At 38.5% G+C, this 22,762-nt stretch carries 20 protein-coding genes; 19 read left to right on the forward strand and 1 reads right to left on the reverse strand.

Annotated elements, in window-relative coordinates:
• Window positions 1-10: 10 nt before the first annotated feature.
• From B5X53_RS08815 to B5X53_RS19165, 19 genes are all read left to right on the forward strand, one after another.
• Window positions 11-1,696: a RagB/SusD family nutrient uptake outer membrane protein gene (locus tag B5X53_RS08815; protein WP_079712879.1), complete on the forward strand. Its 1,686-nt coding sequence runs from the start codon at window positions 11-13 to the stop codon at window positions 1,694-1,696.
• A 155-nt stretch (window positions 1,697-1,851) separates the two neighbouring features.
• Window positions 1,852-2,916: a pectate lyase gene (pelA, locus tag B5X53_RS08820; RefSeq protein WP_232764158.1), complete on the forward strand. Its 1,065-nt coding sequence runs from the start codon at window positions 1,852-1,854 to the stop codon at window positions 2,914-2,916.
• Window positions 2,917-2,940: 24 nt separating this feature from the next.
• Window positions 2,941-4,176, forward strand: coding sequence for a glycoside hydrolase family 88/105 protein (locus B5X53_RS08825; protein WP_079712881.1), 1,236 nt, complete (start codon window positions 2,941-2,943; stop codon window positions 4,174-4,176).
• A 4-nt stretch (window positions 4,177-4,180) separates the two neighbouring features.
• Window positions 4,181-5,152, forward strand: a complete 972-nt coding sequence (locus B5X53_RS08830) for a pectinesterase family protein (RefSeq protein WP_079712882.1) — start codon at window positions 4,181-4,183, stop codon at window positions 5,150-5,152.
• On the forward strand, window positions 5,145-6,170 hold the full coding sequence (locus tag B5X53_RS08835; protein WP_079712883.1) for a DUF4861 family protein: 1,026 nt from the start codon (window positions 5,145-5,147) through the stop codon (window positions 6,168-6,170). Before B5X53_RS08830 ends, B5X53_RS08835 begins: the two co-directional genes overlap by 8 nt.
• Entirely contained in the window at window positions 6,167-7,810 is a 1,644-nt protein-coding gene (locus B5X53_RS08840) for a glycoside hydrolase family 43 protein (RefSeq protein ID WP_079712884.1), read from the forward strand. The genes B5X53_RS08835 and B5X53_RS08840 overlap by 4 nt, the downstream gene beginning before the upstream one ends.
• A 17-nt stretch (window positions 7,811-7,827) precedes the next feature.
• Window positions 7,828-9,501: a glycoside hydrolase family 28 protein gene (locus B5X53_RS08845; protein ID WP_198550775.1), complete on the forward strand. Its 1,674-nt coding sequence runs from the start codon at window positions 7,828-7,830 to the stop codon at window positions 9,499-9,501.
• Between the two features lie 168 nt (window positions 9,502-9,669).
• Window positions 9,670-10,506, forward strand: a complete 837-nt coding sequence (gene kduI, locus B5X53_RS08850) for a 5-dehydro-4-deoxy-D-glucuronate isomerase (protein WP_079712886.1) — start codon at window positions 9,670-9,672, stop codon at window positions 10,504-10,506.
• A gap of 10 nt (window positions 10,507-10,516) precedes the next feature.
• Window positions 10,517-11,281: an SDR family NAD(P)-dependent oxidoreductase gene (locus B5X53_RS08855; RefSeq protein ID WP_394341619.1), complete on the forward strand. Its 765-nt coding sequence runs from the start codon at window positions 10,517-10,519 to the stop codon at window positions 11,279-11,281.
• A 36-nt stretch (window positions 11,282-11,317) separates the two neighbouring features.
• On the forward strand, window positions 11,318-12,721 hold the full coding sequence (gene uxaC / locus B5X53_RS08860; protein WP_079712888.1) for a glucuronate isomerase: 1,404 nt from the start codon (window positions 11,318-11,320) through the stop codon (window positions 12,719-12,721).
• Window positions 12,721-13,746, forward strand: a complete 1,026-nt coding sequence (locus B5X53_RS08865) for a sugar kinase (RefSeq protein WP_079712889.1) — start codon at window positions 12,721-12,723, stop codon at window positions 13,744-13,746. The genes uxaC and B5X53_RS08865 overlap by 1 nt, the downstream gene beginning before the upstream one ends.
• A gap of 14 nt (window positions 13,747-13,760) precedes the next feature.
• The gene (locus tag B5X53_RS08870; RefSeq protein ID WP_079712890.1) at window positions 13,761-14,432 is read left to right on the forward strand and encodes a bifunctional 4-hydroxy-2-oxoglutarate aldolase/2-dehydro-3-deoxy-phosphogluconate aldolase; all 672 of its coding nucleotides are present in this window, start codon (window positions 13,761-13,763) and stop codon (window positions 14,430-14,432) included.
• On the forward strand, window positions 14,429-15,424 hold the full coding sequence (locus tag B5X53_RS08875) for a TRAP transporter substrate-binding protein (protein ID WP_079712891.1): 996 nt from the start codon (window positions 14,429-14,431) through the stop codon (window positions 15,422-15,424). The genes B5X53_RS08870 and B5X53_RS08875 overlap by 4 nt, the downstream gene beginning before the upstream one ends.
• A 5-nt stretch (window positions 15,425-15,429) precedes the next feature.
• Window positions 15,430-15,897, forward strand: a complete 468-nt coding sequence (locus B5X53_RS08880; protein WP_079712892.1) for a TRAP transporter small permease — start codon at window positions 15,430-15,432, stop codon at window positions 15,895-15,897.
• Window positions 15,894-17,183, forward strand: a complete 1,290-nt coding sequence (locus tag B5X53_RS08885; RefSeq protein ID WP_079712893.1) for a TRAP transporter large permease — start codon at window positions 15,894-15,896, stop codon at window positions 17,181-17,183. Before B5X53_RS08880 ends, B5X53_RS08885 begins: the two co-directional genes overlap by 4 nt.
• A gap of 24 nt (window positions 17,184-17,207) precedes the next feature.
• Window positions 17,208-18,662: a tagaturonate reductase gene (locus tag B5X53_RS08890; protein ID WP_079712894.1), complete on the forward strand. Its 1,455-nt coding sequence runs from the start codon at window positions 17,208-17,210 to the stop codon at window positions 18,660-18,662.
• A 14-nt stretch (window positions 18,663-18,676) separates the two neighbouring features.
• Window positions 18,677-20,293: a UxaA family hydrolase gene (locus tag B5X53_RS08895; RefSeq protein ID WP_079712895.1), complete on the forward strand. Its 1,617-nt coding sequence runs from the start codon at window positions 18,677-18,679 to the stop codon at window positions 20,291-20,293.
• 14 nt (window positions 20,294-20,307) lie between these two features.
• Window positions 20,308-20,685 carry a Gfo/Idh/MocA family protein gene (locus tag B5X53_RS19160; protein ID WP_198550776.1) on the forward strand — a complete coding sequence of 126 codons (378 nt, stop codon included), beginning with the start codon at window positions 20,308-20,310 and terminating at the stop codon, window positions 20,683-20,685.
• A gap of 50 nt (window positions 20,686-20,735) precedes the next feature.
• Window positions 20,736-21,491, forward strand: coding sequence for a Gfo/Idh/MocA family protein (locus tag B5X53_RS19165; RefSeq protein ID WP_198550777.1), 756 nt, complete (start codon window positions 20,736-20,738; stop codon window positions 21,489-21,491).
• Between the two features lie 86 nt (window positions 21,492-21,577).
• On the opposite strand, the gene B5X53_RS08905 is transcribed toward B5X53_RS19165, so the two are convergent.
• A complete protein-coding gene (locus B5X53_RS08905) occupies window positions 21,578-22,615 on the reverse strand; it encodes a LacI family DNA-binding transcriptional regulator (RefSeq protein WP_079713015.1) in 1,038 nt (345 codons plus the stop codon).
• Window positions 22,616-22,762 lie beyond the last annotated feature (147 nt).

A 22,762-nucleotide genomic window follows, 5' to 3' on the forward strand; every position in this document is an offset into this window, starting at 1 on the left:
AATATCAATTATGAAAAATATAAATTTCAAATTATTCTTTATTGCTTTAGTGCTATTAGGTGGTACATCTTGCGAAAAGGAACTTGAAGAGTTTAATCCCAGTGGGGTTACTGCTGAAGGGGTTTATACCCAGCCCGATGGTTTTGAATCATTGGTAAATGCCGCTTATGCATATACACGTTGGTGGTATGGTAAAGAAGATGGTTTTAATCTGGGCGAAATGGGTACCGATTTATGGATCCAGGGCGTAGATGGCGGCGCGAATGTAGCCTTACTACATTATGAAAACCTTCAGCCCGATCAAGCTTCCGTAGATGTTTTATGGGCCAGGATGTATGAAGGAGTAAATTTAACTAATGCTGGAATTGAATTTGTTGGTGACTCGGGTCTTTCTGAAGAATTAAAAGTTGAAAGAGAAGCAGAACTTCGGTTCTTAAGAGCTTTCTTTTATTGGCATATAGTTGAAACCTGGGGTGGCGTACATCTATCCACAGAGCGCACAGCAACCGCTCAAACAGAAGCTAATAGAACTCCTGAAAGTGAATTTTATAACCTTATAAAAAGTGATCTTGAATTTGCAATTGCTAATTTACCTCAATATCCAAGTCAGGATGGACGTATTGGAAAAGGTGGTGCAGAAGCATTTAAAGCAAGGGTTCATTTAGGAATTGAGGAATATGAAGAAGCTCAGGAGTTAGCAGAGAATGTTATCCAGGATTATAATTACGAGCTGGTAGAGAGCTACGATGATCTTTGGGATATGGAAAACATTCAAAATTCAGAAGTTATATATTCAGTAGATTATCATCGTGATCTTAACCTGAATGATCAGCAAAATAGTATTCTTTATCCTAATGGTCACCCCCGGGGAGCCCATAACGGGCACTTAATGTTTTTGAGTACCTACGATAGAAATGGAGTGGTAGGAATGGTTAGAGATCTTGAAAATGGTCGACCTTTCGCAAGATATATGCCTACCCGTTTTTTACTTGAGTTATTCAATGAGGATGTAGATTCTAGATTTGAAGGTTCATTTGAAACAACCTGGTTCTCTAATAATCCTGGAACCTATACAAAAACCGTAGATGGTCAGGAACGAGAATATACCTTAGAATTAGGCGATACTGCAATATGGGCAACAAAGGAAGTGCTTTCTCCACAGGAAGAATTATCCAGGCCATATCTAGTTTACGATATGGAAAGCATGTATAATGAGGATGGTACGTATAATAACAACCGTCAATATATTGCGTTAAACAAATTTCTTGATCCAACCCGTCCATCCATTGCAGAGATGCAAAGTTCAAGAGATGCTTTTGTAATAAGATTAGCTGAAATGTATCTAATTGCAGCCGAGTCTGCGTTTATGCAAAACGATCTTTCTACAGCAGAAGAATATATAAATGTTATTCGTGAGCGAGCAGCTTATCCCGGTAATGAAGAGGAAATGATGATTTCTGAAGAAGATCTTTCATTAGACTTCATTTTAGATGAAAGAGCAAGGGAATTAGCTGGAGAACAATTGCGCTGGTTTGATTTAAAAAGAACTGGTACTTTGGTAGAAAGAGTAAGAGAGTATAACCCTGAAGCTGCAGATAATATCCAGGATTTTCATATGCTAAGACCTATACCGCAATCTCAAATTGATGCGGTGGTAAACAAGGATGAATTTACCCAGAACGAAGGGTATCAATAGAATTTTACTGGCAGGGTTTAGCGTGGTTTGTTAAAGTTTTAAACCCTGCCATTTTATTTTGATCTTAGTTAATTAGCCAAATTTATGGCCCCAAAGCTATTTGGGGCTTTTTCACCTCTTCTAAACTATTTATGATGTTGCAAAATTGGGTGACAGTGTTTTTAATCTTTCTTTTTTCAGGGCTACTTTATAGTCAGGATTTTCAAAACCTTACTTGGAAAGAAATTCAACATCAAAATAGGAATTGGTATGGAAGTGAACAAGCGATTCGTATTGCAGATAATGTAATACTTCATCAAAATGTTAATGGTGGATGGTTAAAAAATACTGATTTAACCAAAGAGATTACTCCAAACGAAAAACATGAATTAAAAGAAAAAAAAACGAAAACAATAGGTCCTACCATAGATAATGGAACTACGCACACTCAGCTAAGATATCTTGCTAAAGTCTATTTTGAGACTCAAATTGAAAAATATAAAAATGGATTTTTAAAAGGCATAAATTATCTTTTGAAAGCACAATATGAAAATGGTGGTTGGCCTCAGTATTATCCAATTCGAGAAGGTTATTATGAGCATATTACCTTTAATGATAATGCTATGATTGGAGTAATGAATTTACTGAGAAATGTTGCTTCAGAAGATGAAAATTATAGGTTCGTAGGGGAGGATATAAAAAAAGAATCAGAAAAAGCCATTCAAAAAGGTCTGGATGTAATTCTTAAAACGCAGGTGCGCATAGACGGACAACCAACCCTTTGGTGTGCTCAACACCATCATAAAGATCTGAGTCCTGCAAAAGCCAGGGCTTATGAGTTACCGTCCTTAAGCGGAGCAGAAAGCGTAGGAATTATTAGATACCTTATGCAAATTGAAAATCCTTCAGAAGAAGTGAAAGAATCTATAAGAAGTGCTATTTCCTGGTTTGAAAAACATAAAATTACAGGTAAAAAAGTAATTATAAAAGATGCTCCAGATTTACCAGGGGGTAAAGATAGGGTAGTTGTTGAAAATTCTAAAGCTGGCCCGCTATGGGCACGTTTTAATGAAATTGGCACTGGACGACCAATTTTTGTTGGCCGTGACGGGATACCTAAAAATAAGCTAAATGAAATAGAACATGAACGCCGAATGGGTTATAGTTATCTTGGAAACTATGCAGAAAAATTATTAAAAGAAGATTACCCAAAATGGGAAAAGCGCATCTCAACAGAATAGAACGACCTTTAAATAAATCTTTCAATGAAAACAATAAAATTATTTCAAAAATCTCTTTTTCTTCTATTGTTAACCGGAATACTATTTTCCTGTAAAAGCGGAGAAGAAAATAAAGATTCCGCTCAGGTAGAAACAGAAGATTCTACAGAAACAAAGGAATATTCCACCTGGATGGCAGATTCTGAAATTAAAAGAAACCCGGAAGGCTGGACGCTTGATTTTAATGAAAAGCCAAAATGGGAGTATACTCACGGACTTATTATGACTTCCATGGAGATTTTGTATAAAGAAACCGGCGATGAGAAATACCTGGATTATATTAAGAATTTTGCCGATTTTATGGTGAAAGAAGACGGATCGATTAAAACTTATAAGCAGTCAGATTATAATATTGATCGAGTTCAGGGTGGCCGTTTCCTAATCGGACTTTACAAAGAAACCAATGAGGAAAAATATAAAGAAGCCGTCGAGATGTTGCGCGACCAGATGCGTGAGCATCCAAGAACCGAAGAGGGTGGCTTTTGGCATAAAAAAATATATCCTTCTCAAATGTGGTTGGATGGATTGTATATGGGCTCTCCGTTTTTAGCCCGTTATGCCAAAAATTTCGACGAGCCGGAATTATTTGATGATGTTGCCAACCAGATTTCCCTGGTAAATAAATACCATTACAGCGAAGACAGCGGTCTTTTCCACCACGCCTGGGACGAGAGCAAGGAACAACGCTGGGCTGATCCTGAAACCGGACTTTCTTCAAATTATTGGGGAAGAAGTATAGGTTGGTTTAGTATGGCTCTTGTAGATGTATTAGATTTTCTGCCTGAAGATCATCCTGAGCGCGAAAATATCATGGAAGTAGCTCAAAAGTTAGCCGATGGAATTTTAAAATATCAGGATGAAACCGGAGCCTGGTACCAGGTGGTAGACCAGGGAGAGCGTGAAGGTAATTACCTTGAAGCTTCTGCCACAAGTATGTTCTCTTATTTTCTGCTCAAAGGTGCAGAAAATGGCTATTTAACCGAAGCACATAAACAAGCCGGAATTAAGGCTTACGAAGGTATTTTAGAAGAGTTTATTCGTGAGAACGAAGACGGGACCATCAGCCTTACAAAGGTAAATGGCGTGGCCGGGTTAGGCGGCGATCCTTATCGCGATGGTTCTTACGAATATTATATCAACGAAATTATCAGGGATGACGATCCAAAAGGAGTAGGCCCATTTATTTTGGCTTCCATTTATTATGAAAATCTAAACCAGTAGCCAGATGCTATATCGCTTATCTATAATATTGTTTTTTACAATTACCTGTCTTCCGGCGCAGGATTATGATATAGTGGTGGCGGCCGATGGTAGCGGCGATTATACGAAATTACAGGAAGCTTTTATGTCTGTACCCGATTTTAGAAGTAACGCAACCAGAATTTTTTTGAAACCGGGAACCTATAAGGAAAAACTGATCTTGCCTGAATCAAAAACCAATGTGCATCTTATCGCCGAAAATGCAGAAGAAACCATTGTAACCTATGATGACTATGCTTCAAAAAAGAACAAGTTTGGTGAAGAAATGGGCACCACAGGATCTACCAGTTTTTTTGTTTTTAGCGATGGTTTTCAGGCAAAGAATATCACTTTCGAAAATTCAGCAGGTCCGGTTGGTCAGGCTGTAGCAGTTCGGGTAGATGGAGATAAGGTTGTTTTTGAAAATTGTCGTTTTCTCGGCTATCAGGATACTCTTTATCCGCACGGACGAGATAGCAGGCAATACTATAAAAACTGCTATATTGAAGGCACCACCGATTTCATTTTTGGCTGGTCTACTGCGGTTTTTGAAGATTGCGAGATCTATTCCAAAGATGGCGGGCATTATATAACAGCCGCTTCAACGGAAGAAAATACTGAATACGGGTTTGTTTTCATTAATTGTAAACTTACCGGCGATGCATCAAAAGAAGGTGTATATCTAGGAAGGCCCTGGCGCGATTATGCCCAAACCGTTTTCATAAATACCGAAATGGGCGATCATATTAAAAAAGAAGGCTGGCATAACTGGAGTAAACCCGAAGCCGAGAAAACTGCCTTTTATGCCGAATATAATTCTAAAGGCACGGGAGGTAATTCTAACGAAAGGGTTTCCTGGTCAAAGCAATTAAGCGAAGAGGAGGTAGAGAGATATTCTGTAGAAAATATTTTAAAAGGAGAAGATAACTGGCAACCAAAAACAATAAAAAATGAGTAAAATGAATCTAAGACTTAAACTATTTACGCTGGCAGTAGTAGTATTAACATTTTCCTGTAAAGAGAATAAGGAAAACAAAGCCGAAGAAACCAGCCAACAAGAAGAAACTGACAATCAAAACGATCAAAAAACCTATGCCGAAATTTCAATCAAAAAGGGAGGCAACTGGGAAGGTCGTGAATATATTGACGGAGAATTTGAAAATGTCTCCCATGTAGAAGTGCCCGAAGAACATACCGATCATTCGTGGTATATAAGGTATGAAGGACCCGGCTGGGAAAACTCCCAGGTTGGATACAGGCTTTATCTCGACTGGAGAAATGCGATAGATATTTTTGGAAAAAAGACCGATACTATGGTTTTACATAAAGTTGGTCAGGATGGTTTTGATTCTTATCACGACGAAGCCGATTGGGGAATGGATATTCTTAAAGCAGGAAAATCCCTTGGCATAGGAAGCTACGGCCGTTATATGAACGATACAGTAGCCCATTTCAGAGTAGTTGAAAATACCGTGGCTAAGGTTTCAAATTCAGAAAATTCTTCTGAAGTAAAAATTGAATATTCAGGTTGGAATACAGGCGATAAAACTATAGATCTAACTTCAACATTAACGATTTATCCAGAGGATAGATTTACTAAAGCAGAACTTGCTCCTTCTGAAGCTATTTCAGGTTTAACCACCGGAATCGTAAAGTTTGAGAATATTGCTTTAATGCAAAAGGAGAGCGAAAACGGTGAATGGGGTTATATCGCTACTTACGGTGCACAAACCTTAGTAAATGAAGAAGATCAATTAGGTATGGCGATATTTTATAAAACTAAGGAAGTTAAAGAAATTATTGAAGGCCCGCATGACCACTTAGTGGTTTTTGAAGAACAGGAAGCGCCGGTAACCTATTATTTTCTAGCAGCCTGGGAACAGGAACCCGGAGGAATTACCTCCAAAGAAGGGTTTGAAGCCGATTTAAATCAAAAGCTGGAAACTTTAAATAGTGAGGGAAAACTAGAACAATGATCAAATTAAAACCATATAAATTAAGCTTATTAATCTGCGGATTTATAATTACAGGCATTTCAAGTCTTTGTGCTCAAAACGATGAGGTTTCAGAGGTTTGGGTTAGTGATCAGGGTGATGGTACCTTTAAAAACCCTGTGCTTCACGCCGATTACTCAGATCCTGACGTGGTGCGAGTGGGAGACGATTATTATATGACGGCTTCCTCTTTCAACGTGGCTCCTGGTTTACCGGTTTTGCATTCCAAAGATTTGGTGAATTGGGAATTAATCGGTCACGCTTTAGAACGCCAGGTTCCGACAGAACATTTTAAAACTCCGCAGCACGGGAACGGGGTTTGGGCGCCCGCATTTCGATATCACAACGATGAATTTTATATCTATTGGGGTGATCCCGATTTTGGAATTTATATGGTGAAAAGTAAAAATCCTGAGGGCCCGTGGGAAGAACCGGTTTTGGTTGAAGAAGGCAAAGGCCTAATAGATCCTGCGCCGCTTTGGGATGATGATGGGAAGGCCTACCTGGTTCACGCCTATGCGGGTAGCCGCGCCGGTATTAAAAGTATTTTGGTGGTAAAACCAATGAATGAGGAGGGCACAAAAACTACCGGCCAAGGAAGAATAGTTTTTGATGGGCACGAAAATCATCCTACGGTGGAAGGTTCCAAATTTTATAAAAAAGATGGCCTTTATTACATTTTTGCTCCAGCCGGGGGAGTTTCAACCGGGTGGCAATTGATTTTACGCAGTGAAAATGTTTATGGACCATATGAAGAACACATTTCTTTAGCTCAGGGCGAAACCGATATCAATGGTCCACATCAAGGAGCCTGGGTAGATACTGAAAGTGGTGAAGATTGGTTTATCCATTTTCAGGATAAAGGAGCCTACGGCCGAATCGTGCATTTACAACCTATGGAATGGAATGATGGCTGGCCAACTATGGGGGAAGATCCCGATGGGGATGGTACCGGCCAACCTGTTATGTCTCATAAAAAGCCCGATACAGGCGAGCATCCAATAAAAACACCGGCCGATTCTGATGAATTTGGTGGTGATGAACTTGGTTTACAGTGGCAGTGGCACGCGAATCCGAAAGCTACCTGGTCTTTTTTGAATCCCTCAAAAGAGCAGCTTAGGTTATATACCCAGCAAATTCCAGATGATAGCGAAAACCTTTGGGAGGCTCCTAATTTGTTGCTTCAGAAATTTCCGGCGGAAGAATTTACCACTACCACAAAACTCACTTTTAATCCGAATGAAGATTTAGAAAATGAGAAAGCGGGATTAGTTGTTATGGGAATGAAGTATGCCTACATCGCTGTAAAAAGCAAAGAGGATGGACTATACCTGGTGTATTCCTTTAATGAGGATGCTGAGAATGGTGCTGAAGAAAAGGAAGAAATAATCACAAAGCTTACTGATAATACAGTGCATTTACGAGTAAAAGTTGATAAGGACGCCCAATGCACTTTCAGCTATAGTGAAAACGGCAGAAGCTTTAAAGAAATTAATGATGAAGCTTTCAAATCTGTAGAAGGGAAATGGATAGGTGCCAAAGTTGGAATTTTCGCGCTTAAAGAAGATAAAATTAACGATTCCGGGTATGCCGATTTTGATTGGTTCCGGTTTTCAAAATAAGTATTAAAATGTACTCAATGAAAAAATTAGGTTTAAGCATTTTAGCAATGCTTTTTATAAGCACAATTTCCGCCCAGCAAATGACAATGGACGAGGTATATGAAGGTGTAGAATTTGACATGCCTCGAGTACCAGAACCTGAATTTCCGGATTATTCGGTGGAAATCACTGATTTTGGAGCTGAAGCCGGTGGACTTACAAAAAACACCAAAGCAATTGCAGATGCCATTGCAGATGTTCACGATAATGGAGGTGGGAAAGTTGTAATTCCTCGCGGAATATGGCTTACCGGTCCAATAGAATTCAAAAGCAATATTAACCTTCATTTGGAAGCTGGGGCATTGTTGCTTTTTAGTCGTGATTTTGACGATTACGAATTAGTGGAAACCAGTTTTGAAGGTTTAGAGACTGTAAGAAATCAATCCCCAATTTCAGCAAGAGAAGTTGAAAATATTGCAATAACCGGAAAAGGGACTATAGACGGAAACGGCGATGCATGGCGTCCTGTAAAAAAGGGAAAGATGACTTCCGGCCAGTGGAGTAAACTGGTGAATTCAGGAGGTGTGCTTTCTGAAGATGAAAAAATGTGGTTTCCTTCAGAGAAATCCAAACGGGGCTATGAAAGCAGTAGTAACTTCAACGTTCCCGATTTAATCGATGAGGATGAATTGGCTTCTGTAAAAGATTTTTTACGCCCTGTGATGGTGAGTATTAGTGCAAGTAAAACCATTTTACTGGATGGCCCTACCTTTCAAAATTCGCCGGCCTGGAATATTCATCCCCTAATGAGCGAAAATGTTATTATCAGGAACCTGAATGTGCGTAATCCCTGGTATTCTCAAAATGGGGATGGGCTTGATTTAGAGTCTTGTAAAAATGTCCTTATTTACAATAACACTTTTGATGTTGGAGATGATGCAATTTGTTTTAAATCTGGTAAAAATGAAGATGGTCGTAATCGTGGAATGCCTACTGAGAATGTGATTGTAAAAAACAATATTGTTTATCATGGGCACGGTGGTTTTGTAGTTGGAAGTGAAATGTCTGGTGGTGTGAGAAATGTTCATGTCTCTAAATGTACGTTTATAGGCACAGATGTTGGGCTTCGATTTAAAAGTACCCGTGGCCGTGGAGGAGTGGTAGAGGATATTTTTATCAGTGATATCGATATGATCAATATTCCTACTGAAACTATTCGGTTTAATATGTTTTACGAAGGAAATTCCCCTGTTTTAGAAGAAGATCAAAATGCTGAAGATGAAGCTCGTGATGAAAAACTGGTGCCGGTAACCGAAGAAACCCCATCTTTTAAGAATATTTCAATGAAAAATATTCGGGCAACTGGTTCTAAAAAAGCGGCCTTTTTTATGGGCTTACCCGAAATGAGCTTGAAAAATGTAAGTCTGGAAAACGCTGTTTTTGAAGCTGAAGAAGGTATTACTGCAATTGATGCCGACGGGTTGAAATTAATTGATGTGAAAGTACTTTCAAAAGATGCTGCCCTTACCATTTACAACAGTAAAAATGTAGATGTAAAAGATTTGAAATTTGGTGATAACCACCAACCTGCTGTTCGTATAATGGGTAGAAGTTCTGAAAACATTAATTTGAGTAGAAGTGATTTTTCAGATTTAGATAAACAATTAGAGCTAAGAGATGAAGTTTCTGAATCTGTAATTAATCTTGACTAATGGAATACCTGGAAAGAAAACAGTGCAGAATTTGATATTCATTTATGTAAATATTACATTTGTGTAATCGATTACATTTTTTCAGGTATGTACAGGATGCCTTACATTTGGGAAAACCTGATATTGTAATCAGCGTTAAATTTTTTAAGTAATCAAAAACTTTTAATTATGACTAATTCAGAATTCAGATTTGCACATCACCCAGATGATGTAAAAAAGTATACAACAGAAGAACTTCGGGAACATTTTCTAATTCCGGAATTGTTTAAAAAAGATGAGATCAATCTTACCTACACGATGTATGACCGCTATATTGCTGGAGGAGCTTTTCCGGTAAGCAAGAAAATAAAATTAGATACTATAGATGACCTTAAAGCCGATTATTTTTTAGAGCGTCGTGAACTTGGGGTAATCAATGTGGGCGGAAAAGGAAAAGTGACCGTAGACGGTGAAGTTTATGAACTGGGGCATAAGGAAGCCCTTTACGTAGGCCGAGGAAATAAAGAAGTTTTCTTTGAGGCTGCCGATGGGGAGCAACCTTATTTCTATTTAAACTCTGCCCCGGCACACAAAGAATATCCCTCTAAGAAAGTTACCCTGGCCGAAGCCGAGGTAGTAGAACTGGGCGATAGTAAAACTTCCAATAAGCGGAAAATAAATAAATTATTAGTGAACAGTATAGTGGATACCTGTCAGCTCCAAATGGGAATGACCGAACTTAAAGAAGGCAGTGTATGGAACACCATGCCTCCTCATACCCACACCCGTAGGATGGAAGTGTACTTTTACTTCAACCTGGAAGAAGGACAAACGATCAGTCATTTTATGGGACAACCGCATGAGACTCGTCATATTTTTATGAAAAATCACCAGGCGGTAATATCACCTGAATGGTCTATTCACGCCGGAGCTGGAACTTCTAACTACACCTTTATTTGGGGTATGGCAGGAGAGAATCTTGATTATGGCGATATGGATAAAGTAAGCCCGGAAGAATTAAAATAAGTCAAAAATGATAGAAGAATTGTTTAGTTTAAAAGGAAAAACAGCTTTAGTTACTGGTTGTAAACGCGGAATTGGTTTTGCAATGGCCGAAGCTTTGGCCGAAGCCGGTGCAGATATTTTAGGAGTTTCTGCCTCTTTAGAGCCGGAAGGTTCTAAAATTGAAAAACGAATTAAAGAAATTGGTAGGAGTTTTAAAGGTTACCAATGTGATTTTTCCGATAGAAAATCTCTTTACGAATTTATTGAAAAGGTGAAATCAGAGAATAGTCAAATTGATATTTTAGTAAATAACGCGGGCACGATTATGCGAAAACCCGCCGCTGAACATCCCGATGAATATTGGGATAAGGTGATAGAAGTTAATCAAAATGCGCAATTTATCCTTACCCGCGAAATAGGAAAAGAAATGGTAAAACGCGAAAGTGGAAAAATTATTTTTACCGCTTCACTGCTTACTTTTCAGGGCGGGATTACTGTTCCTGGCTATGCGGCTTCAAAAGGAGCGATTGGTCAGCTTACTAAAGCTTTTGCTAACGAATGGGCTTCGAAAGGAATTCAGGTGAATGCTATTGCTCCCGGTTATATCGCTACAGATAATACGCAGGCTTTAAGAGAAGACGAAGATCGTAGCGAATCTATACTTTCACGTATCCCTGCCGGGCGTTGGGGTGAGCCAAAAGATTTTAAAGGGCCAACCTTATTACTGGCTTCTGCTGCTGGAAATTATATGAATGGATCGGTTATGTTAGTTGATGGTGGCTGGATGGGTCGATAAGATCCCTTTTGCCGAAGATCCTCAAAATAAAAAAATATGAGTAAAGAAAAATTTATAAAAGACAATTTTCTCCTGGAGAATAAATATGCGGAAGAACTTTATACTAAATATGCTTCAAAGCAACCAATTATAGATTATCACTGCCATTTATCTCCAAAAGAAATTGCTGAAGATAGGGTTTATGAAAATATAACCCAGGTATGGATAGCCGGAGACCATTATAAATGGCGGGCAATGCGAACTTTGGGGATAGAAGAAAAATTTATCACCGGAGATGCTTCAGATAAGGAGAAATTTATGGCCTGGGCTAAAACAGTGCCACATACCTTAAGAAATCCTTTGTACCACTGGACGCATTTAGAATTGAAACGATACTTCGGAATTGATGAATTGCTGAATGAAGATTCAGCAGAGCGCATTTATGAGGAAGTAAACAAGCAATTGCAACAGCCTGAAAATTCCTGTCGCGGACTTTTAAAGCAAATGAATGTTGAAACTGTTTGTACTACTGAAGATCCTGTAGATACTTTAAAATATCACCAGCAATTAGCAGAAAGTGATTTCGAAATAAAGGTGAGTACGGCATTTCGTCCCGATAAATCCATAATGATTGATGCTGAAAACTATAATGATTACCTGGATAAGCTAAGTGAAGTAGCTGGGATTTCAATTGATTCTTATGAAGATCTTAGAAATGCACTTAGGAAGCGAATTGAGCATTTTGATGAAAATGGCTGCAAGTTATGCGACCACGGATTGAATTTCATTTCCTCAGAGAATTTTACTGAAAATGAAGTAAACCAGATTTTTAGTAAAAAACGAGAAGGAGAAGATGTTTCAGATTTAGAAGCTGAAAAATTTAAAAGTGCAATCTTATTGTTTCTGGGTGAAACTTACCACGAATTTGGTTGGGTGCAACAATTCCATTTAGGCGCTTTACGTAATAACAACAAAAGAATGCTGCGCCAGCTTGGCCCGGATACTGGTTGGGATTCTATTGGTGATTACAAGCAAGCTGAAAATCTTTCAGCATTCCTTGATGCCCTGGATGGAAAAGATAAATTAACCAAAACAATTTTGTATAACCTGAATCCCTCAGATAATGAAGTTTTTGCTACGATGATTGGAAACTTCAACGATGGTAGTATAAAAGGAAAGGTACAACTTGGTTCCGGCTGGTGGTTTTTAGACCAAAAAGACGGAATTATAAAGCAACTTAATGCCCTGTCGAATATGGGCCTCGTAAGTTGTTTTATAGGAATGCTCACAGATTCCAGAAGCTTTCTTTCTTACCCGAGACACGAATATTTTAGAAGGGTGGTTTGTAATTTGTTTGGCCAGGAAATGGCCAGCGGAGAGTTACCCGATGATATTGAGCTTGTTGGTAAAACAGTTGCCGATATTAGTTATCACAATGCTAAAGAATATTTCGAATTTTAATGGGAGAATCAAGCGAAAATAAAGGGAAAGTAGTGACTTTTGGTGAAGTGCTGATGCGTTTATCTCCTGCTGGGAATAAAAAGCTTCAGCAAGCTGAAAGTTTAGAATTTTTCTTCGGCGGTACCGAACTTAATGTTGCGGAATCCCTTTCCTATTTTGGATTGGAAGTAAGCCATGTTTCTACTGTTTCCAACGATCTGGTTGGAGATGCGGCCCTGGCTTTTATTCGCCAGTTTGGGGTAGATGTTTCGGCAATTAAAAAAGTAGCTCATCCATTAGGACTATATTTCCTGGAAGTTGGGGCAGCAATGCGGCCAAGCCAGATTGCCTATAACCGTTTAAATGCCGCATTTGCCAATATTTCTCCCGAAGATGTAGACTGGCCGAGCATTTTTAAAGACGCTGCTTATTTTCATTGGACCGGCATTACTCCTGGCATTTCGCAAAGTGCCTATGAAACCTTAAAAGCAGGACTTGAGGAAGCAAAAAAACAAGGAGTTACCGTATCAGCCGATCCGGCATATCGAAGCAACCTTTGGAAGTATGGAAGAGAAGGGCGCGAAGTCCTGGCAGAACTTACCGGACTTTCCAATATTTTTGTTGGTGGCGTGAATGAGATCAATGAAATTCTAAAATCCGATTTTGAATTTAGCGAAGAAGGATTTATTAGCGCAAGTAAAAAGCTAATGCGAACTTATCCTTCAATCGAAAAGGTTTTCGATAAGGTGCGCACGGGTCTTAGTGCATCTTGGCAGAAAATTTACGGACAGGCCTGGACTGGAACCGAATACCTTACTACTGGGGAACTGGAAATTACCGATGTTGTAGATAGAATTGGTACCGGAGATGCTTATGCTGCAGGAATATTATATGGTTTGCAACATTTTGACGATCAGAAAACACTGGAGTTTGCCAATGCGGCCTGTGCCCTAAAGCATACTATTTTAGGAGATGCGAACCTGGTTAGTGTAGAAGAAGTAATGGAAGTTACCCGTGGAAATACCGGCGGAAGAATAAAAAGATAACATTCAGAAAAAATATGGCGAAATATACAAGAATAGATACAGTACAGGTTATGAAGGAAACGGGCATAGTCCCGGTTTTCTATCATAAGGACCTGGAGGTTTGTAAAAAAGTGATAAAAGCTTGTTATGAGGGTGGCGCCCGTGTTTTTGAATTCACCAACCGGGGCGATTTTGCGCACGAGGTTTTCGGAGAATTAAATAAATATGTTTCTGAAGAATTAGACGGGATGATTCTTGGCGTAGGCTCTGTAATAGATGAAGGGGCTACTTCTTTATACCTTCAGCTTGGTGCCAATTTTATTGTGTCTCCCATTGTACAAGCAGAAATGGCCAAAACATGTAACCGTAGAAAAGTAGCCTGGATGCCTGGTTGCGGCAGCGTTACTGAAATTTCATATGCCCAGGAACTGGGAGCAGAAGTAGTAAAAATCTTTCCAGGTGCGCAAGTTGGTGGCCCTTCGTTTGTAAAAGCAGTAAAAGGTCCAATGCCCTGGAGTAGTATTATGCCCACGGGCGGCGTTAGTCCTTCTGAAGAAAATTTAAAAGAGTGGTTCGACTCCGGAGTGCATTGCGTAGGAATAGGATCAAAATTATTTCAGAAGAATTCCGATGGAACTTTCGATTATAAGGAGATATCCAACAAGGTAAAGTCGGCTCTTGAAATCGTTCAAAAAATGAAAGCATGAGAAATTCAAAAATTTTTCGTGCTTTAAAAATTAGTCTCTGCCTTCTAGTGATCTTCAGTCTTAGTGCTTGTGATGCCATAAAAAGGGATGTTACCGTTATCAAGCTTGGGCACGGTTTAGATACTTCACACCCAGTGCACGAAGCGATGCTTTATATGGGAGAGCGTGCTAAAGAAAAATCTAACGGCAGTATAGAAATAGATATTTATCCTAATCAGCAATTAGGTTCAGAGCGGGAATCTCTAGAGTTATTACAAATAGGAAGTTTGGGAATGACGAAGGTTTCTACAGGAGTCTTAGAAAATTTTATACCCAGTTTAAAGGTTTTTGGATTGCCCTTTTTATTCCGGGATCGCGAACATCGCTTTAAGGTTTTAGAAAGCGAATTAGGTGAAAAACTTTTAAATGACGGATTGGGAAAACGATTGAAAGGTTTAACCTTTTACGATGCAGGCAGTAGAAGTTTCTATGGTAAAGAACCAATGGAAAGCCCCGAAGACCTCGAAGGCCTTAAACTGCGGGTTATGGAAAGTAACACCGCGATGAATATGGTGAAAATGCTTGGCGGATCTCCAACACCAATTGCCTGGGGTGAACTCTATACGGCCTTGCAACAGGGAATAGTAGATGGAGCCGAAAATAACCTGCCTAGCTTTTATTTATCCAGGCATTATGAAGTATGTAAATATTATATGGTTGATGAACATACCGCACTTCCAGATGAATTGCTTATAAGTACCATGGTATGGGATAAACTTTCTGAAGAAGAAAAAGTATGGCTAAAAGAAGCGGCTATGGAATCTTCGGAATATGAAAAGAAATTATGGCGGGAAGCCGAATTAGAAGCTCTGGAAGAAATTCAAAAAGCCGGGGTAAAGGTGACTTATCCTGATAAGGAAGATTTCAGGGAGATGGTTCAGCCTATGTACGAGGAATTTTCTAAAGATCCGGAAATGAAAAAAATAATCGAAGCCATACAGGCCGTAAAGTAAAGACTATGAAACTTATTCTTGATAAAATTTTAGGTTCATTGCTGGTGTTTTTAATGGCAGTGATGGTAACAGCAGTTTCCTGGCAGGTATTTTCCAGATATATCCTTCAGTCTTCAAGTTCGTTTACTGAAGAGATTGCACGTTATTTACTTATTTGGATAGGCATACTGGGTGCAGCATATATCGCGGGCCAGCAACAACACCTTTCCATAGATATTTTAGCTCCTAAATTGAAACCTAAAAACCGCATTAAACTGCGAATGGGAATCAATTTACTTATAATACTTTTCTGCCTTTTGGTACTGGTCATTGGTGGCAGTAACCTGGTTTATTTGAATTATTTACTGGGGCAAACCTCTGCGGCTCTTAATATTCCCCTTGGGGCAGTTTATACCGTTATTCCTATTAGTGGGGTACTTGTAATTATTTATAAGATAAATGAATTATTGAACCCTAAACAGTATTTAGTATGATGTTAGAAGTATTAATACTAGTAATTTCTTTTATAATCCTATTAAGTATTGGAGTTCCCGTTGCCTGGTCTATAGGTATCTCTTGTGTGCTAACCATGTTGGTTTCTATAGATTCAATGGCTGCATATACCACGGTAGCGCAACGAATGGCCACGGGTTTAGATAGTTTCTCCTTACTGGCCATTCCGTTTTTTATCCTGGCAGGGCAAATTATGAACCAGGGTGGGATTGCCACCAAACTTATAGATTTTGCTAAAGCCTTAATTGGGGCTCTCCCTGGCGGATTAATTTATGTAAACGTAATTGCGGCGATGCTTTTTGGGGCTATTTCGGGATCTGCGGTAGCGGCTACTTCTGCTATTGGAGGGATTCTGGGGCCAAGAATGGAAAAAGAAAATTATTCAAAAGAATTTGGGGCAGCTATAAACGTTACAGCATCTACTACCGGACTCGTAATTCCGCCTTCAAACGTACTCATCGTTTATTCTTTGGCCAGTGGTGGGGTTTCAATTGCGTCTCTTTTCCTTGCGGGATATATTCCCGGAATTCTAATGGGGCTGGCACTTATGCTAACAGCAGCATTCTGGATAAAAAAGAAAAAATACCCACCAGGGGAATCAAGTAGTTTTAAAAGGATTATGTTCACCTTTCTAGATGCTTTCCCAAGTTTATTCTTACTAATTGTAGTTATTGGTGGAATTGTATCAGGAATATTTACAGCAACAGAAGCTTCAGCTATAGCTGTGCTGTACACCCTAATTCTTTCCGGAATTTACCGACAGTTGAACATGAAAAAGCTCTATAATATTTTTCTTAGTTCTGTAGGAACAACAGCTATTGTGATGTTACTTATTGCAACGTCTATGAGTATGTCATGGGTAATGTCTTTTGAAAATATTCCACAATCGGTTAGTGAAGTATTGCTTGGTTTAAGCGATAATAAATTTGTTATTCTTTTAATCATTAACCTGTTACTATTATTTGTAGGAACCTTTATGGATATGACCCCTGCAATTCTAATCTTTACTCCAATCTTCTTACCGGTAATGGAAAGCCTTGGTATAGATCCGGTGCATTTTGGAATTATAATGGTAATGAATTTATGTGTAGGCCTTTGTACCCCACCGGTTGGTTCGGTGCTTTTTATAGGGGTTAGTGTGGCCAAGACATCAATACAAAAGATTATCAAGCCCTTGCTACCACTTTACATTGTAATGGCCATTGTTTTACTTCTTATCACTTTTATCCCGGCGATCAGTCTTTGGTTACCGGCCTTATTTGAATAAAATTAATTCCGAAAATTTAATTATATGAAAAGACTAAATAGAGAGAATACAGGTATTAATAAAGAGCTACCGATAAAAGTGGTTCAGTTTGGCGAAGGAAATTTTCTACGCGCTTTTGTAGATTATGTGATCGATAAGCTTAATGAGCAGGCCAATTTTAATGCCGGTGTGGCGGTGGTACAACCTATTGCTTCAGGAATGGTTTCTATGCTAAACGAGCAGGATGGCTTGTATAATCTTTTTATGCGTGGAATTAAAAACGGAAAGCAAATTCAGGAACAGCGCACTATTTCCTGTATTCAGAAAGGTATTAATCCTTATGAAAATTATGCGCAATATATGGCACTCGCAGAAGAAGAGCAATTGCAGTTTGTAATCTCCAATACTACTGAGGCAGGAATTTCTTTTGATGAGAAAGATACTTTAGAGGGAGTGCCTCATAACAGTTTTCCGGCCAAACTAACAGCCATACTATACAAACGTTTTCAGCATTTTAACGGGGATAACCAGAAAGGACTTAACATAATCCCATGTGAGCTTATCAACCATAATGCAGATACATTAAAAGAAATTATCCTTAAATATGCCGAATTATGGAATTTAGAAAAGGAATTCAAAGATTGGCTAGATCAGGCAAATAGTTTTCATAACACGCTTGTAGATCGCATAGTTCCTGGGTACCCAAAAGATGATATTGAAAATTATCAAAAAGAACTTGAGTTTGAAGATAAACTTGTGGTGACAGCTGAAGTATTTCTACTTTGGGTAATTGAAGGAGGGAAAGAATTAAAACAAAAAATCCCTTTTGATAAAATAGATGAAAATATTCTGGTTGTAGAAGATATGCAACCTTATAGAACACGAAAGGTTAGAATCTTAAACGGTGCACATACTACTATGGTACCTTTTTCATTGCTCTATGGCAACGAAACGGTTAAAGAAACTATAGATAATAGTTTTACCGGCGAGTTTATTAAAGAAGCTGTTTTTGAGGAAATAAATTCCACGCTTTCTTTAAGAAAAGAAGAACTGGAAACTTTTGCCAGTGAAGTTTTTGATCGTTTTCGAAACCCGTTCATTAAACATCAACTTACGAGTATAGCACTTAATTCAATTTCAAAATTTAAAGTACGGGTTTTACCAAGCCTACTCGCTTATCAAAGGAAAAATAACGAATTGCCCTTGCGACTCACTTATGCGATGGCTTGTTTAATAATATTTTATCGTGGCCAATGGGAAGGTAAATTACTTCCGGTAAAAGACGATGCCCAAATTACCGATTTCTTTCAAAGAGTATGGGAACAAAATAGTTATAAAGATATTGCCAGAGATGTTCTTCAGAAAAAAGAATATTGGGGGGAAGATTTAACTGAAATCCCGGGTTTTAAAAAGAATATAGCTTATGCTCTTGAATTAATTGAAAATAAAGGAATTGAAGAAGGTTTTTTAATTTTTTCTGAAGAATTAAGAGTACAGTAGTAAAAGAAGGTAATATGGAAAAGAAAGCAATAAAAGTTCATCCTCAAGATAATGTGGCCGTTGCCTTAATAGATGTCTGGAAAGATAATGTAGTTCAGGTTGAAGCCGATGAGGTGAAATTGGTGACAGATACTAAGGCCAAGCATAAATTTAGTATGGTAGATCTTGTTGAGGGAGATAAAATATTTATGTATGGAGTCTTGGTAGGTAAAGCGATGAAACCTATTAAAAGAGGTGAGGTTCTTACAGTAAATAATGTAAAACACGAAAGCAATCAGGCTTATAAAAAAACAGAAGTTACTTCCTGGGATGCTCCAGATATTTCTAAATGGAAAAACAGAACCTTTAACGGGTATCACCGTCCAGACGGGCAGGTGGGAACCAAAAATGTTTGGCTGTTTTTTCCCCTGGTTTTTTGCGAAAATAAGAATATTGAAAAGCTAAAGGATGTTTTTGAAAATGAATTGTCTTTTCATAAATCCTCCCGGCAAAGATTGTTGCTTCGCAAGTTAATTCACGGTGAAGATTCTGATGTTATGATAGATACCGAACCGGAAGAAAGTGCAATTTTTGATAATATAGAAGTAAAGTTTATTACCCATCAAGGTGGTTGCGGTGGCATTAGGCAGGATAGTGCCTCTTTGGCGAGATTATTATCAGGTTATGTGAATAATCCAAATGTTGCAGGAGCGACCGTTCTTAGTTTGGGTTGCCAGAATTTGCAAATTGATATTTTTAAAAATGCATTAAAAAGGATTAATCCAGATATTCAGAAACCGGTACTTATTTATGAGCAACAACAAATGGGTACGGTAGAGGAGATGATGGATACTATTATAAAAGAATCCTTTGATGGAATTAAAAAAGCGAATGAAATTAAAAGAAAACCCGCACCACTTTCTAAAATAAAATTAGGATTGGAATGTGGGGGTTCAGATGGTTTTTCAGGGATTTCGGCAAATCCGGCATTAGGTTATGCTTCAGATCTTTTAGCAGCCTTAAAAGGCTCACCTATTCTCTCTGAATTTCCTGAATTATGCGGAATTGAACAGGAACTGGTTAATCGTTGCGTTTCCGATGAAACTGCCGAACGTTTTATTGAACTTACCAGAGCTTATGAAAAAGCCGCAATAGCTTCAGGTTCTGGTTTTGATATGAACCCGTCTCCCGGCAATATAAAAGATGGATTAATTACAGATGCCATGAAATCGGCCGGTGCCGCAAAGAAGGGCGGTACTTCTCCAATTGAAGATGTACTGGATTATGGAGATTATGTTACAAAACCGGGCCTAAATCTATTAAACACTCCAGGTAATGATGTGGAAAGTACTACTGCTATGGTGGGTGCCGGGGCAAGCGTTGTGGTTTTTACCACCGGTTTAGGAACTCCAACAGGCAATCCTGTTGCGCCGGTAATAAAAGTTTCATCCAATTCTACCTTGGCGAGAACTATGCCCGACATTATCGATATTGATTCCGGAGGTGTAATTCGAGGAGAAAAGACTATAGAGGAAATGGGTGAAGAGATACTGGAATTTATTATTCAGGTTGCCAGCGGTGAAGTAGAATCTAAAGCCGATCAATTAAATCAGGACGATTTTATTCCGTGGAAGCGCGGGGTTTCTTTATAGATTAAATATATTGTATGGTACGAAAAAAAGCTATAAAAGCTGGAATTATAGGCTCGGGTTTTGCCGCAAAATTCCATTTCGATGCCATTCAACGAGTCTTTAGTTGTGATGTGGAAGTAGTAGGTGTGTACTCCAAAACCCCCTCGAGATCTAAATCTTTTTCTAAAGAAAGAGGTTTGAAATCCTTCTCTTCTCTTCCAGAGCTTATTCGGGCTTCAGATATTATTCATCTCTGTACACCTCCTGTTACTCACGAGAATATTGCTGTTGAAGTGCTGAAACTGGATAAGGATATTATCATTGAGAAACCACTTACAGGCTATTTTGGGGAAGGGGAAACAGATTTTTCCGGAGATGATTTTCAAAAGAAACCGGACTTAAAAAAGCTTTAGAAAGTATTAGCCGTATTCTTGAAGCTGAGAAAAAAAGTAAAGGACGTGTAATGTACGCTGAAAACTGGATTTATGCGCCAGCTATTCAGAAGGAAAGAGAAATTCTTGAAAAAACCGGAGGACAGATTCACTGGATCCAGGCTCAACAATCCCATGCTGGTTCCCATTCCCAGGATTACGGAAAATGGCACTTGTCGGGTGGTGGTTCCCTCATGGGAAAAGGTTGTCACCCCTTAGCCGGTGCTCTATATTTAAAAGCGGTTGAGGGAAAAGTACATAACGAGAAACCAATTCGACCAAAATCGGTGACCTGCAGGACCCACGCCATAACCCGCCTGGAAAATTTCAAAAATAAAGGTCATTTGCGCGATTCCTATACCGATGTGGAAGATTATGCTTTTACGCATATCGTTTTTGAAGACGGCAGCGTAGCCGATATTGTTGCGAGTGAATTGTTGCACGGCGGAGTGAAAAATTATCTTGAAGTTCACGCCAACGATCACCGCACAATTTGCAATCTCACACCAAATAATGCGATGCAAACCTACAATCCCGATGAGGATAACTTTAAGGATATTTATGTGGTAGAAAAAACCGGAACGAAACAGGGCTGGAGCAATATTTCACCCGATGAAGCCTGGTTTAATGGTTATCAACACGAAATGGAAGCGTTTTACAGGTCTTTAGTATTTGGAGAAGCAATTGAAAGTGATAGCAGTCTCGCAGCAAATGTAATTTCAACTATTTATTCTGCTTACGTTTCTGCAGAAAAAAAGGGAATTGAGGTAGCAATACAAAACTTCTAAGAAATCTTTTTTCAGGTTAATTTACTCCGGTTTTTTAAACCCCAATCAGTTCGATTTGATAATTGCAAAAATGGCCTTCCTTAAAATTAAGCAGAAACTGGTTTGATGCTTCGGTTAGAAGACTCTCTTATAATAAGTTCCGGGGTGAGTACAACTTTCTTTTCAATACTAACTTTCTTGTTTTCGCCCATTTGTTCCAAAAAAACCTGAGCAGCAATTTTTCCCATTGTCTGGGGTGTTTGATCTACGGTACTTATTGGAAGTTCCATATATTTAGTAAAAGGTTCATTACTAAAACCGGTAACGCATATATCTTTCGGAATTTTAAGTCCCATTTTTTTTAGCTCCTGAATGGCACCTAAAGCGGTATAATCACTTGCCGAAAAAATGGCATCTGGTTTTTTCTTTAATTTCCATAATTCTTCAATTGCAGATGCTCCCGATTCTATTTTACTATTGGTTTTTATTATATAATTAGAATCAACTTCCAGATTATTGTCTTCTAAGGCTTTAGTGTAACCATCGTGCCTGTTTTTATATATTTCAAGGTTTAGATCCCCAGATAAATGTGCAATTCTCTTGCAGCCCTGCCCAATAAGTTGCTGTGTTGCCAGGTAACCGGCTTTAAAATCATCAATTATTACAGAACTCACTCCTGGAACCTCTTTTTTACGGTCAAAAAATACTAAAGGAGTCCCTTCTGCTAAAGCTTTTTCAATATGCTCAGTGTTTATAGTAGTTTTTGAAACCGACATAAAAATACCATCTATTTGAGTATTGATTAGGGTATTAATTTGTTCAATTTCATTTTTATAATTTTCGTGAGTTTGGCAAATAATTACGTGATATCCGTGGGGAGTAAGTTCCTCTTCAATCCCCCTAATTACTGATGAGAAAAAACTACGATTTATATAAGGTACAATAACACCCACATTATTACTCTTACCGCTTTTTAAAGCCTGTGCTAAACGATTTTGTTTGTAATTCATTTCTTTAGCGGTTTTCAAAACCAATTCCCGTGTACTTAAACTTATTTTTGTGTTATTATTTAAGGCGCGGGAAACCGTTGCAGCACTAATATTTAGCTTTTTCGAAATATCGTAAATGGTTACTTTATCTTTCATAGTAATAAATAGGAGAAAATTAAACTGTGCAATTTGTTGCATTGCAAAAATATAAAAAAAGCTTAAAAATGGCTTTCAATTACGAAGAATGTAATTAAAAACTTTAATAGTCTATTATTTTTGATAAATTAATTTCTAAGAATTGAA

The organism is Salegentibacter salinarum (assembly GCF_900168115.1).
Classification (GTDB): Bacteria; Bacteroidota; Bacteroidia; order Flavobacteriales; family Flavobacteriaceae; genus Salegentibacter; species Salegentibacter salinarum.

Excerpts from the sequence above, each read along its gene's own strand:
- B5X53_RS08815 (WP_079712879.1), top strand. The coding sequence starts at position 11 with ATGAAAAATATAAATTTCAAATTATTCTTTATTGCTTTAGTGCTATTA.
- B5X53_RS08825 (WP_079712881.1), top strand. The coding sequence starts at position 2,941 with ATGAAAACAATAAAATTATTTCAAAAATCTCTTTTTCTTCTATTGTTA.
- B5X53_RS08830 (WP_079712882.1), top strand. The coding sequence starts at position 4,181 with ATGCTATATCGCTTATCTATAATATTGTTTTTTACAATTACCTGTCTT.
- B5X53_RS08835 (WP_079712883.1), top strand. The coding sequence starts at position 5,145 with ATGAGTAAAATGAATCTAAGACTTAAACTATTTACGCTGGCAGTAGTA.
- B5X53_RS08840 (WP_079712884.1), top strand. The coding sequence starts at position 6,167 with ATGATCAAATTAAAACCATATAAATTAAGCTTATTAATCTGCGGATTT.
- B5X53_RS08845 (WP_198550775.1), top strand. The coding sequence starts at position 7,828 with ATGAAAAAATTAGGTTTAAGCATTTTAGCAATGCTTTTTATAAGCACA.
- kduI (WP_079712886.1), top strand. The coding sequence starts at position 9,670 with ATGACTAATTCAGAATTCAGATTTGCACATCACCCAGATGATGTAAAA.
- uxaC (WP_079712888.1), top strand. The coding sequence starts at position 11,318 with ATGAGTAAAGAAAAATTTATAAAAGACAATTTTCTCCTGGAGAATAAA.
- B5X53_RS08865 (WP_079712889.1), top strand. The coding sequence starts at position 12,721 with ATGGGAGAATCAAGCGAAAATAAAGGGAAAGTAGTGACTTTTGGTGAA.
- B5X53_RS08870 (WP_079712890.1), top strand. The coding sequence starts at position 13,761 with ATGGCGAAATATACAAGAATAGATACAGTACAGGTTATGAAGGAAACG.
- B5X53_RS08875 (WP_079712891.1), top strand. The coding sequence starts at position 14,429 with ATGAGAAATTCAAAAATTTTTCGTGCTTTAAAAATTAGTCTCTGCCTT.
- B5X53_RS08880 (WP_079712892.1), top strand. The coding sequence starts at position 15,430 with ATGAAACTTATTCTTGATAAAATTTTAGGTTCATTGCTGGTGTTTTTA.
- B5X53_RS08885 (WP_079712893.1), top strand. The coding sequence starts at position 15,894 with ATGATGTTAGAAGTATTAATACTAGTAATTTCTTTTATAATCCTATTA.
- B5X53_RS08890 (WP_079712894.1), top strand. The coding sequence starts at position 17,208 with ATGAAAAGACTAAATAGAGAGAATACAGGTATTAATAAAGAGCTACCG.
- B5X53_RS08895 (WP_079712895.1), top strand. The coding sequence starts at position 18,677 with ATGGAAAAGAAAGCAATAAAAGTTCATCCTCAAGATAATGTGGCCGTT.
- B5X53_RS19160 (WP_198550776.1), top strand. The coding sequence starts at position 20,308 with ATGGTACGAAAAAAAGCTATAAAAGCTGGAATTATAGGCTCGGGTTTT.
- B5X53_RS19165 (WP_198550777.1), top strand. The coding sequence starts at position 20,736 with ATGTACGCTGAAAACTGGATTTATGCGCCAGCTATTCAGAAGGAAAGA.
- B5X53_RS08905 (WP_079713015.1), bottom strand. The coding sequence starts at position 22,615 with ATGAAAGATAAAGTAACCATTTACGATATTTCGAAAAAGCTAAATATT.